Here is a 14,934-nt window from a genome sequence, read left to right as displayed (position 1 = left end):
AGCATCCGTTCCTTTCCGAGGGGATCGCGCGTCATGAGCACCTCCACCACCCTTGAAGACACCGACGCCCTCGTCGGCGCCGTCGAGCACGACCCTGCGGGAGACGTCTTCCCGGTCGTCGCGATGGACCATGTCCGTTTCTTCGTCGGCAACGCCAAGCAGGCCGCGCACTACTATTCGTCGGCATTCGGCATGACCTGTGTCGCCTATCGCGGACCCGAGACCGGGTGTCGCGACGTCGCCGAGTACGTGCTCGTGTCCGGCAAGGCCCGTTTCCGCATCACCGGCGAGGTTCACGCCGGCACCGAGGTCGGCGCCGCGACCGCCGCCCACGGTGACGGCGTCAGCGACCTCGCGATCGAGGTCCCCGACGTCGACAAGGCCGTCGCCTACGCCCGTGAGCACGGCGCGACCATCCTGGTCGAGCCGCACGACGACACCGACGAGCACGGCACCGTGCGCAGCGCCGTCCTGGCCACGTACGGCGAGACCCGGCACACGCTGGTGGACCGGTCCGACTACAAGGGCCCGTTCCTGCCCGGCTTCGTCGCCGCCGAGCCGCTCTTCCGCGCCAAGCCGGCCGAGCACCCCAAGCGCTACTTCCAGGCGATCGACCACTGCGTCGGCAACGTCGAGCTCGGCCACATGGACGAGTGGGTGGGCTTCTACAACCGCGTCATGGGCTTCACCAACATGAAGGAGTTCGTCGGCGACGACATCGCCACCGAATACTCCGCGCTCATGTCGAAGGTCGTCACCAGCGGCAACCACCGGGTGAAGTTCCCGCTCAACGAGCCGGCCGTCAGCCGCAAGAAGTCGCAGATCGACGAGTACCTCGAGTTCTACGGCGGCCCGGGCGTGCAGCACATCGCGCTCGCGACCGGCGATATCGTCGCCTCCGTGCGCGCGATGACCGAGATGGGCGTCGAGTTCCTGGCCACCCCGGACAGCTACTACGACACCCTCGGGGAATGGGCCGGCGAGACCCGGGTACCGGTCGAGACGTTGCGCGAGCTGCGCATCCTGGTCGACCGCGACGAGGACGGGTATCTGTTGCAGATCTTCACCAAGCCCGTCCAGGACCGGCCGACCGTGTTCTTCGAGCTGATCGAGCGGCACGGTTCGCTCGGCTTCGGCAAGGGGAACTTCAAGGCCTTGTTCGAGGCCATCGAGCGCGAGCAGGAGCGGCGCGGCAACCTGTAGGCCGCGGCGGACCTGTAGGACGCGGGAAGCAGACGGAGGAGTCGGGCAGTCATGGCGTACTACCGCACCGTGGGCGACGTGCCGCCGAAGCGGCACACCCAGCATCGCCGCCCGGACGGCGGCCTGTACTACGAGGAGCTGATGGGCGAGGAGGGCTTCACCTCCGACTCCTCCCTGCTCTACCACCGCGCGATCCCGTCGGCCATCGCCGACGCGAGCGTGTGGGAACTGCCCGACCAGACGATCACCGCCAACCACCCGCTCAAGCCGCGGCACCTGAAGCTGCACGAGCTGTTCGCCGACAACGAGTGGAAGGCCGCCGACGTGGTGACCGGCCGCCGGCTCGTGCTCGGCAACGCCGACGTACGGATCGCCTACGTCGTCGCGGGCAGCCCCTCCCCGCTGTACCGCAACGCGCTCGGCGACGAATGCGTGTACGTCGAGTCCGGCACCGGCACGGTCGAGACCGTGTTCGGCGCGCTCACCGTCGGCGCCGGCGACTACGTGATCCTGCCGCGGGCCACCACCCACCGGTGGGTGCCCGGCGGCGACGAGCCGCTGCGCGCCTACTGCATCGAGGCCAACAGCCACATCACGCCCGCCAAGCGCTACCTCTCCCGGTTCGGCCAGCTGCTCGAACACGCGCCGTTCTGCGAACGCGACCTGTGCGGGCCGGTCCAGCCGCACCTCGCCGACGGCACCGACGTCGAGGTCCTGGTCAAGCACCGCGGCCTCGGCGGCGAGATCGCCGGCACCCGCTACGTGTACCCGACCCACCCGTTCGACGTGGTCGGCTGGGACGGCTGCCTGTACCCGTACGTGTTCAACATCTCCGACTTCGAACCCATCACCGGGCGGATCCACCAGCCGCCGCCCGCGCACCAGGTGTTCGAGGGCAACGGCTTCGTGATCTGCAACTTCGTGCCGCGCAAGGTGGACTACCACCCGCTGTCGATCCCGGTGCCGTACTACCACTCCAACGTCGACTCCGACGAGGTCATGTTCTACTGCGGCGGGGACTACGCGGCCCGCAAGGGCTCCGGGATCGGGCAGGGCTCGATCTCGCTGCATCCGGGCGGACACGCGCACGGGCCGCAGCCGGGGGCGTACGAACGCAGCATCGGGGTCGAGTTCTTCGACGAACTCGCCGTCATGGTGGACACGTTCCGCCCACTCGGTGTCGGCGAGGGCGGCCTCGCGAGCGAGGACCCGGGCTACGCGTGGACCTGGGCCGGAAAGGCGCGGCGCACATGAGCGAACGCGCCGACACCACCGAACAGGCCCTGCACGTGCCCCTGTTCACCGGACTGTGGGACGACGCCGCGCTCTTCCCGCCCGGCAACGCGCCGATGGCCGAGGCCGTGCCCGCGCACCGGCTGTACCGCACCGAGTGGTTCGCCGAGTTCGTGCGCTACTTCCTGGTCGGCGCGGGCCACGTGGACGACCTGGTCGGCCTGGCCGACCCCGAGGCGCCGCTGCGGGTCGTCCTCGTGGCACCCGGCGGGCCCACGACGGTCGGATCGGGCGTGCGCACGATCATGGACACCTTCGGGTTGCTCCTGGAGGGCATCGAAGTCGCCGGCGACGGCGAGATCGGCAAAGCGGTGGCCGTGCTGCACGAGCACCTGCCGGAGATGACAGCGGGTTACGTCGAGGTCCTCAAGGGCGCGGGCCTCGACGCCGACCTGGACAATCTCGCCGGCACGTACGGGCGGCCGAAGTTCCGCACCGGCGGCACTGCCGCGCACGCGTTCCCGGACGAGGCGGAACTCGCCGCGTTCGTGCACGGGTGCCGGATCCGCGAATTGCCGTTCAAGGTCACGGCCGGGCTGCACAACGCCGTGCGGCACACCGACCCGACCACGGGCTTCGAGCACCACGGGTACCTCAACCTGATGCTCGCGACCCACCACGCCGTCGCCGGCGCCGACCCCGACGCGCTCGCGGACGTGCTCGCGATCCGAGACAGCGCCGAACTCGCCCGGATGACCCACCGGTTGACCCTGCAACAGCGCACCCGCCTGCGTGGCTACCTGACGTCGTACGGGACGTGCAGCGTCGCCGAACCGCTCCAGGACGCGCTCACCCTCGGCCTGCTCACCGAACCTTCCCGGCCACAGGGATCGGACGAATCCCCCCTGACATCGGGACCGGGACCGGATTCGGGGCCCGAATCGGGGCCGGAATCGGGACCGGACCCCGAACCGAACGAACCTTCTCCGCCACGGGGATCGAACCTTGGAGCCTGACGTCATGCCCACCACCTGGGTTCCGCTGCCGGTCGACACGGCGTACGGCATCGACAACCTGCCCTACGGCGTCTTCACCACCGCCGGCGAGCCGGATCGGCCACGGGTCGGCGTCGCGATCGGCGAGTACGTCCTGGACGCCGGCGCGGCGGCGCACGCCGTGGGCGCGCCGGCCGACGTCCTGGACGCGCCGAGCCTGACCGAGCTGATGGCGGCCGGCCGGGCGACCTGGACGGCGGTCCGCGCCTCGCTCACCGCGTGGTTGACCGATCCCGACCTGCGGGCGAGCGTCGAGCCGCACCTGATTCCCCGTCAGGACGCGGTCCTGCGGCTGCCGTTCGAGGTAGCGGACTACGTCGACTTCTATGCGTCCGAGCACCACGCGACCAATCTGGGGAAGATCTTCCGGCCGGGGACGGCCCCCCTGAGCCCGAACTGGAAGCACCTGCCCATCGGTTACCACGGCCGCTCGGGCACGGTCGTGGTGTCGCACACGCCCATCGTCCGGCCCAGTGGCCAGCGCAAGGCGCCGACCGACGACGTCCCGTCGTTCGGGCCCTCGCGTCGGCTCGACATCGAGGCCGAGGTCGGCTTCGTGGTCGGCGCGGGCTCCGAACTCGGTACCCCCGTCGCGCTCGATGCCTTCGCCGAGCACGTGTTCGGCGTCTGCCTGCTCAACGACTGGTCCGCCCGCGACATCCAGGCGTGGGAGTACGTTCCGCTCGGCCCGTTCCTCGGCAAGTCGTTCGCGACCTCCGTATCGCCGTGGATCGTGCCCCTCGAAGCACTCGGCGTCGCGCGCGTGGCACCCCCCGCGCGCGACGTCGAGCCACTGCCCTATCTCGACGACCGCGACGGGGAACCGTGGGGCCTGGACCTGGCCCTCGAAGTCCGGCTCAACGGCCACGTCATCTCGCGGCCGCCGTTCTCGGCGATGTACTGGACCGCCGCCCAGCAGCTCGCGCACATGACCGTCAACGGCGCCTCGCTGCGCCCCGGCGACCTGTTCGCGTCCGGCACGGTCAGCGGCCCGGAGGTCGGCGAGCGCGGCGCGCTGATCGAGATCACCTGGAACGGGGAGAACCCGCTCAAGCTCCCGGACGGGTCCACGAGGACCTATCTGGAGGACGGCGACGAGGTCACGATCACCGCTACCGCTCCCGGCCCGAACGGTACTCGTATCGGGTTCGGTGAGGTAAGCGGGCGAATCGTGTCGGCTCGCTGACCTGATGCCGGCTCCCGCAACTTGCGGGAGCCGGCACATCGCGTTTGCACGCGCGTGCCAACCGAGGGCTGCCGCCGCGTGTTCCGAGCGGATCAGTTCCAGGAGACGCCCGTCCGCGCCGACCCCTGCGGCCAGGACGCGCAGCAGAGTAGCCACGCGTGCGAGCGGTCAGACCGCCCGGTGTTCGCCGCTCCGGTCGTAGTAGCCGGGGCCGGCCACCAGAGCGGTGCGGAAGTACGGGCCTTCGCCGACCACGTCGTCGTCGTCGGCGTGCCCGGGCAGGAACGGCTGCCACAGGGCCACCAACAGCTCCGGGGCCACCACCGACGCGCCCTCGGTCTCCACCCGGATGGGTGTCAGTTCACCGAGCAGTCGGGTGACGTCGGCGACCGGAGTGCCGAAGACGTCGATGCCCAGGCACAACACCGTATCCGCGAAATCGTCCTCGGACCGGTGCAGCTCGATGGCCTCGACGAGGCCGTCCTTGTCGCTCACCACATGAATCGAGAGGTCCGTTCCGAAGTGGGCGAACCCACGGGTGCGTCCCGACAGATCTCCTCCGAGTTCGCGCAGAGCCGCCTCTGCCTCGTCCATGGACATGCCGATCTTGATCGGCCCTACGCCGTACGGCGGATCCAACTCAATCTGCACGTGATCTCCCTCGCCTCGAACTTCCGAGTATGACGCACCGTCATCGGGCGTCTTCGCACCCGGTTCCCGGTTTGCGGCCGAAGATCGTGTGGCGGGTCTCTTTTTGGGCGGCTTCGCCGCCGGCTCCCGAAGCACCACTTTTTCTCTCCCCCACTGCGCTCCTCCGAGAAAAAGTGGCACTCCGCTCGCACGTCGCTGTCCCTCCGCAAGCTCCGGGCCATCGACGTCGTGAAAAGCACAGGCAGCGGCCTCCGGCCGCTCTCCTCGCCGCGCTCGTCGATCACGAGCCCGACCCGGTTTGTGGGCGCTGACGCGCCAAACCGCGGCCCCATTCGGCGGCCCAGGCTCGGCCCGTGCCGCGAACCGCAGCCGACCCACCTGATCTCTCGCGGCCCAGCCAGGTGGAAATCCAATGCAATGGGTAGTGGTGGCCGGGCCACCCCTGCTCTCTGGCGGGGGGTGGCCCGGGCCGGTTGGTTGATGCTCAGGGCCCGACGCCGTCAGGCCGCGTGTGAGCCGTTGTGGAGGCTGTAGTGGCGGCCCGTGAAGCGGGAGCGGAGCATGCGGTCGTGTGAGACGACGACCAGGGCGCCCTCGTAGGAGGCCAAGGCCGCCTCCAGTTCCTCGGCCAGGCCGGGGGAGAGGTGGTTGGTCGGCTCGTCCAGGAGCATCAGGTCGCTGCGGCGGACCACGAGGCGGGCGATCGCCAGGCGGCGCCGTTGGCCCGCCGACAACGCGCCCAGGGGCAGTGCGAGGTCGTCGGCCCGGAACAGGCCGAGGTCGAGCAGTCGCGCACGGTGTTCCTCCTCGTTGCCGGGCAGGCCGCGGCCGAACTCGGCGAGGACCGTGCGGCGCGGCGCGGTCACCGGGACCTCCTGTGGCAGCCACGCCACCCGGGTCGGCCGGGTCACCTCGCCCCGATCCGGTGTCAGGTCCCCGGCCAGGACCCGCAGCAGCGTGGACTTGCCCGCTCCGTTGTGACCGGTCACCAGCAACCGTTCCCCGCGTGCGATCGCCAACCCGTCGATCCGCAGCCGATCGCCGACCGCGACGTCGTGCAGCGCCGCCACCGGACCGGGCGGATGCGCGTCCGAGTCGGTCGCGGCCACGTGCACCGCGAACCGCAGCGGATCCGGTGGCCGCGGCACCGCGTCGGCGTCGAGCCGGCGCAGCCGCTCGTTCGCGTTGCGGACCCGGCTCGACAACTGGCGCGATACCGAGCGCTGATGGCGCTGCCCGTCCTTGCCCGCCTCCGAACGACCGCTGCCGGCGAGCGCCGCCGCGCCGACCTCGGCCAGGTCGTGCTGTCGGCCCACCTCCGCGGCCCAGTCGCGGTAGGCGTCCTCCCAGCGGGCCCGAGCCGCCGCCCGGGCGCGGCGGTAGCCCGGATAGCCGTCGCCGTGCCGCGTCACGGTGTGCCGGTCGGCGTCCACCTCGACGAGCGTGGTCGCCACCCGCTCCAGGAACAGCCGGTCGTGGGTGACCACGACGAGCGTGCCCCGGTGCGTGCGCAGCCGCTCCTCCAACCAGGTCAGCGAACCGTCGTCGAGGTGGTTGGTGGGTTCGTCGAGCAGCAACAGCTCGGGCGACGCGGCCAGCACGCAGGCGAGCCGCAGCCGTGCCTGCTCGCCGCCGGACAGCGTGCCCAGGACACGGTCGCGGCCCAGGTCCGCCAGGCCGAGGCCGTGGAAGGCCGCGTCGAGCCGCGCGTCGGCGCCGTACCCGTCCCGCGCCTCGAACGCGTCGGTCAGCGTGCCGTAGGCGTCCAACAGCTCCGCGAGCGCGTCCGCCGCGAGCCCCGGCTCGGCCATCGCCGCCTCGGTGGCGCGCATCCGCGCCTCCAGGTCGCGCAGCTCCGCGAGCGCGTCGTCGACGGCCTCCTGAACGGTGGCGTCCTGCGGGAGTTCGGCGAGCTGGGCCAGATAGCCGATCCCGCCGACCACGCGCACGAGCACGTCGCCCCCGTCGGGTGCTTCCACACCCGCGATCACCCGCAGCAACGTGGACTTGCCGGACCCGTTCTCGCCGACGACGCAGACCCGCTCGCCGACCCCGACCCGCAGATCGACGCCATCGAGCACCACCCGCCCGGGATGGGCACGGGTCACGTCCCGAAGGACCAATTGCGAGGTTTTTTCGGAAGATGAAGAAATGTGAGTACGCATGAGCGCGTGTTCCTGCCCGGTGTCGAAAGCCGAAGGATTCACCGAGGGAAGGCAGGACGAGAACGCCCATGGCGGGCGGTCACTGCCTCCGGGGCAGGACTACAGGTAGAAGACGTACCACGCGTACATGATCCAACCGTAACAGCGCCTCGCCCGAGGCCCCGAACGATTTTTCCGCAACCCCGAAGCCGGAGCCGACAAGAAATCAGCCCGTCCGGCGCTTGAGGACAAGCAGGCCGCAGGCCGGCCACCCCGCCGCAGGGCCCGCCCATCCCCGCACGGCATGTGCCTAGCGAGGCGTCCCGAACACCTGCGTCCACGACGTTCCGTACGTCCCGCCCGTCACGTAGCCGACGCCGATCTCGGTGAACTCCGGGGTCAGGATGTTCTTGCGATGTCCGGGGCTGTCCATCCACCCCTGCACCACCTCGGCCGGCGTCCGCTGGCCGCACGCGATGTTCTCGCCTATGCGGCTGTACAGATAACCCGACGCGATCGCTCGGTCCCACGGCTCGCGGCCGTCCGGGTCGGTGTGCGAGAAGAACGCCCGGGTGATCATGTCCGCGCTGAACGCCTGTGCGCACACGGTCAGTTGCGGTTGCGGGGTGAGCGGACGCAGTCCATGGTGGGCCCGCTCGACGTTGGTCAGGTCGACCACGCCGCGTTGGAACTCGGAGAGGCCGGAGGGGGTTTGGGTCTCCTCCTCGACCTCGACGCCGAAGTCCCGCGCGATGCCCGCGAGCCCGTCCGCGTAGCCCTGCCCGAGCGCGCGCACCTTCCAGCCCCCGCCGCGCCGGTAGATCTCGGCCAACAGCAGCACCGCCTCGGTGCGCGGACGCGGCGGGGTGAACCGCGCGAGGAGTGTGCCGCCGTCGCCGGTGAGCGTCATCGCCGCCGGCGGCAACTCGCCCAGCGTGTGCGTCGTGTCGGCCGGGCTGATCACGACCGTCACGCGCGTGGCCCCCGCCCGCAAGGCGGCCGGATCCACGGTGACCGTGTCGCCGCCGAGCCGGACACCCGGCGCGGTGAGCTGGTTGAAGAACACGAAGTCCGCGTCGCCGGACACCCGCCGGTCGTCACCGGTGATCAACGCCGAGATGTCGAACGGGCCGGGCACGCGCACGCGCACGACGCCGCCCGGCAAGGATTGGTTCGCGCCGGGCGGCAGTTCGTTCATGGGCTCGGATTCTAACGAGGGATCAGGCTTCGGTGACCCGGCCGTCCGCCACCTGGATTCGCCGGGTGGTACGCACCGCGTCCAGCATGCGGCGGTCGTGGGTGACCAGGAGCAGGGTGCCCTCGTACGACTCCAGCGCCGCCTCCAACTGCTCGATCGCGGGCAGGTCCAGGTGGTTCGTCGGCTCGTCCAGGACGAGCAGGTTGACCCCCTCGGCCTGGAGCAGCGCGAGCGCCGCGCGGGTGCGCTCGCCCGGGGACAGCGTGCCCGCGGGGCGCAGCACGTGCGCGGCCTTGAGCCCGAACTTCGCCAGCAGCGTGCGCACGTCCGCCGGCAGCAGGTCCGGGACCACCGCGCAGAACGCCTCCAGGAGCGGCTGGTCGCCCAGGAAGAGCCCACGCGCCTGGTCCACCTCGCCCACCACGACGCCCGAGCCGAGCGCGCCTCGACCCGCCGTCAACTCGGCCCGCCCCAGCAGCGCCGCGAGCAGCGTGGACTTGCCCGCGCCGTTCGCGCCGGTGATCGCGACCCGATCCGCCCAGTCGATCTGTAGCGTCACCGGCCCCAGCGTGAACCCGCCGCGCTCGACCACCGCGCCGTTCAGCGTCGCCACCACCGCGCCCGCACGGGGGGCGGCGGCGATCTCCATCCGCAGCTCCCACTCCTTGCGGGGCTCCTCGACCACGTCCAGGCGCTCGATCATCCGCTCGGTCTGCCGAGCCTTGGACGCCTGCTTCTCGCTCGCCTCCGACCGCGTCTTGCGGCTGATCTTGTCGTTGTCGGTCGACTTGCGGCGCGCGTTGCGGGTGCCCTTGTCCATCCACCCGCGCTGCATCCGGGCCCGGGCCTCCAGGTCACCGCGCTTGTCCGCGTACTCGTCGAAGTCCTCGCGCGCGTGCCGGCGGGCCACCTCACGCTCGGTCAGGTACGCGTCGTAGCCGCCGCCGTAGCTGCGGATCTGCTGCTGGACCAGGTCCAGCTCGACCACGCGGTCCACCGTGCGGGTCAGGAACTCGCGGTCGTGGCTGATCACCACCGTGCCCGCGCGCAGGCCGGTGACGAACTTCTCCAGCCGGTCGAGCCCGTCCAGGTCGAGGTCGTTGGTCGGCTCGTCGAGCAGGAACACGTCGTAGCGGCTCAGCAGCAGCGACATCAGACCCGCGCGGGCGGCCTGGCCGCCGGACAGCGCGGTCATCTCGCGGTCGAGGTCCACCGCCAGGCCCAGGTCGGCCGCGACCTCCTCGGCGCGCTCCTCCAGGTCGGCGCCGCCCAGGTCCAGCCAGCGGTCGAGGGCGACGCTGTACTCGTCGTCGGCGCCCGCGCGGCCCTCGACCAGGCCCTCGGTCGCAGTGTCGAGCGCGGCCTGCGCGGCGGCGACGCCGGTGCGGCGGGCCAGGAACGCCCGTACCGTCTCGCCCGGCCGGCGCTCGGGCTCCTGCGGCAGGTGGCCCACCGACGCGGTCGGCGGGCTCAGCTGCACGGTCCCCGCCTCCGGCGCGGCCAGGCCGGCGAGCAGCTTCAACAGGGTGGACTTGCCCGCGCCGTTCACTCCGACCAGACCCACGACGTCGCCGGGGGCGATGACGAGATCCAGTCCGGAGAACAGGACACGGTCACCGTGTCCGGCTGCAAGGTCTTTGACGACGATCGTGGCGCTCATGAGGGTAGGAATCCTATCGGCCGCTGCGAGGATGGCGGTGTCCGCGTACACACCCCCCGGAAGGACCATGCCATGACCGAGTCCCGACCCGAACCGTACGAGGCGCTGCCCGAGGACTGGGACCGCGCGGTCGCCATCGTCGCGCACCCCGACGACCTCGAGTACGGCGCCGCCGCGGCGATCGCGCGTTGGACACGGCAGGGCAAGCACATCACGTACGTCATGGTCACCAGCGGCGAGGCGGGCATCGACGGCATCGAACCGGACAAGTGTCGGCCGCTGCGCGAGGCCGAGCAGATCGAGTCGGCGCGGATCGTCGGCGTGGACAGCGTCGAGTTCCTCGGCTACCCGGACGGCGTGATCGAGTACGGCCTCCCGCTGCGCCGCGACCTGTCGCGCGTGGTCCGCCGACACCGGCCCGACATCGTGATCACCGGCAACTTCCGGGACACCTGGGGCGGCGTCGCGCTCAACCAGGCCGACCACATCGCGGTCGGCCGGGCGGTCGTGGACGCGGTGCGCGACGCGGGCAACCGGTGGGTCTTCCACGAGCTGATCGCGGAGGGCCACCAGCCTTGGGGCGGCGTGCGCGCGGTGTGGGCGGGCGGCTCGCCGGACTCGCGGCACGCGGTCGACACCACCGAGGACTTCGCGAAGGGCGTCGCGTCGCTCGAGGCGCACGCGGCCTACCTCGCGGGCCTGGGCGACGGGCAGATGGGCAACGCGGCGGAGTTCCTGGAGGGCATGGCGCGCGCGTCCGGCACCCGGCTCGGCACCCGTTTCGCGGCGGCGTTCGAAGTCTTTCCGATGGGATGACCCGGGGATGACCTTGAGGTGACGCCGGCCCGACGAGCGCTCAGTACGCTGCCCCGATGAGCCATAGCCAGCAGACTCGCCGTGCCCGTGCCCTCGCCGTCCTCGCGGTGGGGGCACTGGCCGGCGCCGGCCTGAGCGGGTGCGGCTCCGGCGCCGACGAACTGGTCCAGTCCTCGAAGCGGGTGAACATCGAGCGGTTCCGCGAGGCGGTCAAGCCGATCGGGGACAACGGCACGCGGTGCCCGCTGCCGTTCGACGTCGCGGCGGCGTCCGCGCGGGCCCACATCGAGGGAGCCGTCCGACCCGGCGAGCCGGCCGCGTCCGGCGCCGAGGGCTGGTCCGACGACGACGCGGCGGCCCGGGACCCGTACTCGAATCTGACCCCGATTCAGCGGGTCAACGGCGTCGAGGTCACCTGCTCCTACGTGGTCGGCACGGCCGAGATCGACGTGGACACGTGGACCTCGCTGCGCGGCCATCCGCTCAACGCGGCGCTGCCGCTGATCCAGAGAAACGCCGGTGTCGCGTCGTCGGCAGTGGGCCCGTTCGCCGAAAAGATGGCGACGATCGCGCCGCTGCGGGTCGTCCCGGTCGGCGACGGGCAGGTCGCCGCCATCCGGCTGAACGTGGACGGCCCGGGCGAGGCCGCCCTGTTCGTCTCCGCCAAGACCCTGACCCCCACTCAGGTGACAGACCTCACAACCGCGCTCGCGACCCAACTCGACTGACTCGACACCGGGCGAAGCCAAAACGCGAACCGTCCCACCCACCCGACCAAGCCAAAAGCGCCTGGCCGGGCGACCCACCCATCCCGCCAAGCCAAAAGCGCCGACCGGGCCAATTCCCCAGCCCGGCCGGCGTTTGAGGCCACCTCGGCCGAAGGCCGGGTCACATCAAGCCCGGCCGGCGTTTGAGGCCGAAGCGGTCCGCGGGCCGCCCACTCCGGCCGGTCCGGCGCGTGAGGACAACGCAGCCCGGCCGGCGTTTGAGGCCACCTCGGCCGAAGGCCGGGTCACATCAAGCCCGGCCGGCGTTTGAGGCCGAAGCGGTCCGCGGGCCGCCCACCCCAGCCCGTCCGGCGCTTGAGGACAACCCAGCCCATCCGGCACGTGAGGACCCCACCACCAACTACCCGACCGCAGCCACCGCCCCCGCAAACTCATGCACGCGCAGCACCGCATCGGCAACCAACCCGACCGTCCCCTCATCCATATGCGACCACAGCGGAAGCGTCAGCACCCGCGCCGACACATCGTCCGTGACCGGCAACTCCCGCGCCGGCAAATGCGCGTAGGCCTTCTGCCGATGCACCGGCGGATAAAAGTAGCGGCGCGAGTCGATCCCCTCGGCCTTGAGCGCCGCGGCCAACGTGGGGACGTCGAGGCCGAACGCGTCCGGCTCGACGATCAGGGTCAGGTCCTTCCACGTGGACACGTCCCCCTCGGCCAGGGCCGGCAACCGCAGGCCCGGTACGCCGCGCACCGCGTCCGCGAACACTCCCACCAGGTGCGAGCGGGTCGCGACCCGCTCCGACAGGCCCTTGAGCGAGGCCAACGCGAGTGCCGCGTGCAGCTCCGACATCCGCGCGTTCAGCCCCGGGAACACGCAGTCGTAGTCGCCCGGATTGCCGTAGCCGCGACCCAACCGGCACGCCTGCGCGAGCCCCTCGTCCCGGGTCGCGATCAACCCGCCCTCGCCCGCCACGACCACCTTCGTCGGGCTCAGCGAGAACACCTCCGCCGCACCGAACCCGCCGATCGGCGTCCCCGCGCGCCGGCTGCCCAACGCGTGCGCCGCGTCGTACACCAGCGGCACCCCCGCGTCGTCCGCGACCTTCGCGAGGTCCTCGACCCGACACGGCGTCCCGTACACGTGCGTCGCCATCAACACCGACGCGGACGACTCGGCCAGCAGCGCGGCCGCGTCGTCCGGGTCGAGGGTCAGCGTGTCCGGATCCATCTCCGCGAACACCGGTGTCGCACCCGCCCAATGCGCGGCGTGCGCCGTGGCCGAGAAGGTGAACCCCGGCATCGCCACCGAGCCGCGCGCGCCCAGCGCCTGCAACGCGAGCATCAGGCCGCTCGTGCAGTTCGACACCGCCACCACGTACGGCACCTCCAACCGCGCCGCCACGGCCTCCTCCAACTCGCGCACGGTGGATCCGTCGGTCAACTGACCGCTGGTCAGGATCCGGTCGAGCCGTCGCGCCAACTCGTCCCGCTCGGGCACCTTCAGGCGCGTCAGCGGCAGGCCCTCCGCGAACACCGCATCCCCACCGAGCACCGCCGGCTTGCCGGTCACCGCCATATCGCTTCCCCCCTGGGATTCCCGGGACTTCCCGGACTGGTCGAACTAGCCGCCCCCACCCCGGAGTCGGCCGCGACGGCCGGCGTGTGCCGGCTCGTCGTCCGTCGCCGTCTCCGCTCCGAACTCCCGCCCTTCTCGGTCTCGGTCCGATCCGGCTTCGACACCGCGAGCAACACCAGCACGAACGGGAACACCTGGACCCGCTCGCGGGTGAGGATGCCGAAGTTGCGGATGTTCGCGAACGCGAGTGCGAACACCAGCGTGTAGACAATTACGAAGGCCACGTAGGGTCTTCGGATCAGTAACCCCGGGATGCGTTTCAACCGGGGCAGCGCGACCACGAACAGGCCCATCAGCACGACGCCTTCCAGCGACGCCACCAGGGCCTGGATGTTGTGCGCCTCGAACGGGAACGGCCGGAACAGCACCGTCACCAACGACTGTGGCAACGCGGCCGGCGAGATCGACAACGCCGCCGAATCGTCCACCGCCTGCGCCGAACCGCCCTGCGCGGTCTGGGTCTGGGTCTTGGCGATCACCTGATTGGCCTGCGCGGCCCCGATGCCCGGCGTCCCGAAGAACTGGCCCACCTGCTGGAGCGCGAGCACACACCCCACGCCGAGCACGACGATGCCGAACGCCGCCCGCAACGGACCCAGCGCGGACGCCTGTTGCGGCCGGTTGCGGAGCAGGTACCCCACCACCAGACCGCACAGCAGCAGCACGGTCACATGTGGACGCACCATCGTGGTGCCGACCGCGCCCAGGATCAGGAACACGAACGCCCCGCGCCGGCGCACCAACAACAGCGCCACGCCATAGGCCGACAGCCCCAGCGTGAACATCATCCAGGTGTCCTTGCCGATCCCGGACGGCCAGAACAGCAGCGACGGCAGGAAGAACAGCAGCTTGCCGTATCGGCGCCGATCGCCGTCCGGGTAGGCCACGTTGAACGAGCGCCAGAACAGGTACAGGCCCCAGAACCCCAGCCACGAGTAGACCAGGTAGCCCGCGAGCAGCGACTGCCCGACGATCGCGTACACGACACCGGTCACGATCATGATGAAGCCGGTGCCGATCACCTTGCGACCGATGTCCACGGTGAAGTCGCCGTCGCGAAAGTGCGGCGCGATCGCGCGGCCGACCAGGTCGTAGGTCGCCGCGTCCGCGCGCCCCTCGTACAGGATGAACGACATCCAGTAGCGCGCGAAGCACGCGAGCAGCTTCGCGACCAGCGCGCCGATCACGAGCCGGCGCACCCACGGCGGCTCGTCCCGGGAGAACCGCGACAGCAGCGGCACGCTGATCGTCAACAGCAGCGGGAACACGATCAACGCGCCCCAGATGTCGTATGGGCGATACTCCATCGCCCACGCGAACACCGATACGTACACACCCACCGCGGTGAGCGCGAGCAACGAACCCCACGGCAGCCGCATCGGAGGCATCCACCGGGTATACGGCGTGAGACGGGACGACAA

The 14,934-nt window shown here is 71.0% G+C and carries 12 protein-coding genes; 6 read left to right on the top strand and 6 right to left on the bottom strand.

Annotated features, from left to right (window positions below; translation table 11 throughout):
* The first annotated feature begins 33 nt into the window (after nucleotides 1-33).
* Genes hppD through fahA form a run of 4 tightly spaced genes read left to right on the top strand, consistent with a single transcriptional unit; the run spans nucleotide 34 to nucleotide 4,677 of the window.
* The gene (hppD, locus tag OG928_RS06105) at nucleotides 34-1,203 is read left to right on the top strand and encodes a 4-hydroxyphenylpyruvate dioxygenase (protein ID WP_406280311.1); all 1,170 of its coding nucleotides are present in this window, start codon (nucleotides 34-36) and stop codon (nucleotides 1,201-1,203) included.
* Nucleotides 1,204-1,254: 51 nt separating this feature from the next.
* Nucleotides 1,255-2,457 (top strand): homogentisate 1,2-dioxygenase, encoded by a 1,203-nt coding sequence (locus OG928_RS06100; RefSeq protein WP_406280309.1) that lies wholly within the window; start codon nucleotides 1,255-1,257, stop codon nucleotides 2,455-2,457.
* Nucleotides 2,454-3,452 carry a hypothetical protein gene (locus OG928_RS06095; protein ID WP_406280308.1) on the top strand — a complete coding sequence of 333 codons (999 nt, stop codon included), beginning with the start codon at nucleotides 2,454-2,456 and terminating at the stop codon, nucleotides 3,450-3,452. Before OG928_RS06100 ends, OG928_RS06095 begins: the two co-directional genes overlap by 4 nt.
* A 4-nt stretch (nucleotides 3,453-3,456) precedes the next feature.
* Nucleotides 3,457-4,677, top strand: coding sequence for a fumarylacetoacetase (gene fahA, locus OG928_RS06090; RefSeq protein ID WP_406280306.1), 1,221 nt, complete (start codon nucleotides 3,457-3,459; stop codon nucleotides 4,675-4,677).
* Nucleotides 4,678-4,845: 168 nt separating this feature from the next.
* Here fahA and OG928_RS06085 read toward each other — a convergent pair whose 3' ends face one another.
* From OG928_RS06085 to OG928_RS06070, 4 genes are all read right to left on the bottom strand, one after another.
* The gene (locus OG928_RS06085) at nucleotides 4,846-5,328 is read right to left on the bottom strand and encodes a hypothetical protein (RefSeq protein WP_406280304.1); all 483 of its coding nucleotides are present in this window, start codon (nucleotides 5,326-5,328) and stop codon (nucleotides 4,846-4,848) included.
* Between the two features lie 500 nt (nucleotides 5,329-5,828).
* Entirely contained in the window at nucleotides 5,829-7,493 is a 1,665-nt protein-coding gene (locus OG928_RS06080) for an ABC-F family ATP-binding cassette domain-containing protein (protein WP_406280302.1), read from the bottom strand.
* A gap of 289 nt (nucleotides 7,494-7,782) precedes the next feature.
* Complete coding sequence (locus tag OG928_RS06075) at nucleotides 7,783-8,670, bottom strand: CAP domain-containing protein (RefSeq protein WP_406280300.1); 888 nt, start codon at nucleotides 8,668-8,670, stop codon at nucleotides 7,783-7,785.
* A 22-nt stretch (nucleotides 8,671-8,692) separates the two neighbouring features.
* A complete protein-coding gene (locus OG928_RS06070; RefSeq protein ID WP_406280298.1) occupies nucleotides 8,693-10,330 on the bottom strand; it encodes an ABC-F family ATP-binding cassette domain-containing protein in 1,638 nt (545 codons plus the stop codon).
* Nucleotides 10,331-10,402: 72 nt separating this feature from the next.
* Here OG928_RS06070 and OG928_RS06065 point away from each other — a divergent pair, with 72 nt between their 5' ends.
* Both OG928_RS06065 and OG928_RS06060 read left to right on the top strand, forming a co-directional pair.
* Entirely contained in the window at nucleotides 10,403-11,146 is a 744-nt protein-coding gene (locus tag OG928_RS06065) for a PIG-L deacetylase family protein (RefSeq protein WP_406280296.1), read from the top strand.
* A 56-nt stretch (nucleotides 11,147-11,202) separates the two neighbouring features.
* Nucleotides 11,203-11,874 (top strand): hypothetical protein, encoded by a 672-nt coding sequence (locus OG928_RS06060; RefSeq protein WP_406280294.1) that lies wholly within the window; start codon nucleotides 11,203-11,205, stop codon nucleotides 11,872-11,874.
* A gap of 400 nt (nucleotides 11,875-12,274) precedes the next feature.
* Here the strand turns inward: OG928_RS06060 and OG928_RS06055 are convergent, their stop codons facing one another.
* Both OG928_RS06055 and OG928_RS06050 read right to left on the bottom strand, forming a co-directional pair.
* A complete protein-coding gene (locus OG928_RS06055) occupies nucleotides 12,275-13,453 on the bottom strand; it encodes a DegT/DnrJ/EryC1/StrS family aminotransferase (RefSeq protein ID WP_406280292.1) in 1,179 nt (392 codons plus the stop codon).
* Entirely contained in the window at nucleotides 13,444-14,901 is a 1,458-nt protein-coding gene (locus OG928_RS06050) for a hypothetical protein (protein ID WP_406280290.1), read from the bottom strand. Before OG928_RS06050 ends, OG928_RS06055 begins: the two co-directional genes overlap by 10 nt.
* Nucleotides 14,902-14,934: the final 33 nt, after the last annotated feature.

It is taken from the genome of Embleya sp. NBC_00896, assembly GCF_045207785.1.
GTDB lineage: Bacteria > Actinomycetota > Actinomycetes > Streptomycetales > Streptomycetaceae > Embleya.
This window is presented reverse-complemented; position numbering and strand designations above follow the sequence as displayed.

Coding starts and splice junctions, on each gene's coding strand:
- hppD (WP_406280311.1), top strand. CDS start 34: ATGAGCACCTCCACCACCCTTGAAGACACCGACGCCCTCGTCGGCGCC.
- OG928_RS06100 (WP_406280309.1), top strand. CDS start 1,255: ATGGCGTACTACCGCACCGTGGGCGACGTGCCGCCGAAGCGGCACACC.
- OG928_RS06095 (WP_406280308.1), top strand. CDS start 2,454: ATGAGCGAACGCGCCGACACCACCGAACAGGCCCTGCACGTGCCCCTG.
- fahA (WP_406280306.1), top strand. CDS start 3,457: ATGCCCACCACCTGGGTTCCGCTGCCGGTCGACACGGCGTACGGCATC.
- OG928_RS06080 (WP_406280302.1), bottom strand. CDS start 7,493: ATGCGTACTCACATTTCTTCATCTTCCGAAAAAACCTCGCAATTGGTC.
- OG928_RS06075 (WP_406280300.1), bottom strand. CDS start 8,670: ATGAACGAACTGCCGCCCGGCGCGAACCAATCCTTGCCGGGCGGCGTC.
- OG928_RS06070 (WP_406280298.1), bottom strand. CDS start 10,330: ATGAGCGCCACGATCGTCGTCAAAGACCTTGCAGCCGGACACGGTGAC.
- OG928_RS06065 (WP_406280296.1), top strand. CDS start 10,403: ATGACCGAGTCCCGACCCGAACCGTACGAGGCGCTGCCCGAGGACTGG.
- OG928_RS06060 (WP_406280294.1), top strand. CDS start 11,203: ATGAGCCATAGCCAGCAGACTCGCCGTGCCCGTGCCCTCGCCGTCCTC.
- OG928_RS06055 (WP_406280292.1), bottom strand. CDS start 13,453: ATGGCGGTGACCGGCAAGCCGGCGGTGCTCGGTGGGGATGCGGTGTTC.
- OG928_RS06050 (WP_406280290.1), bottom strand. CDS start 14,901: ATGCCTCCGATGCGGCTGCCGTGGGGTTCGTTGCTCGCGCTCACCGCG.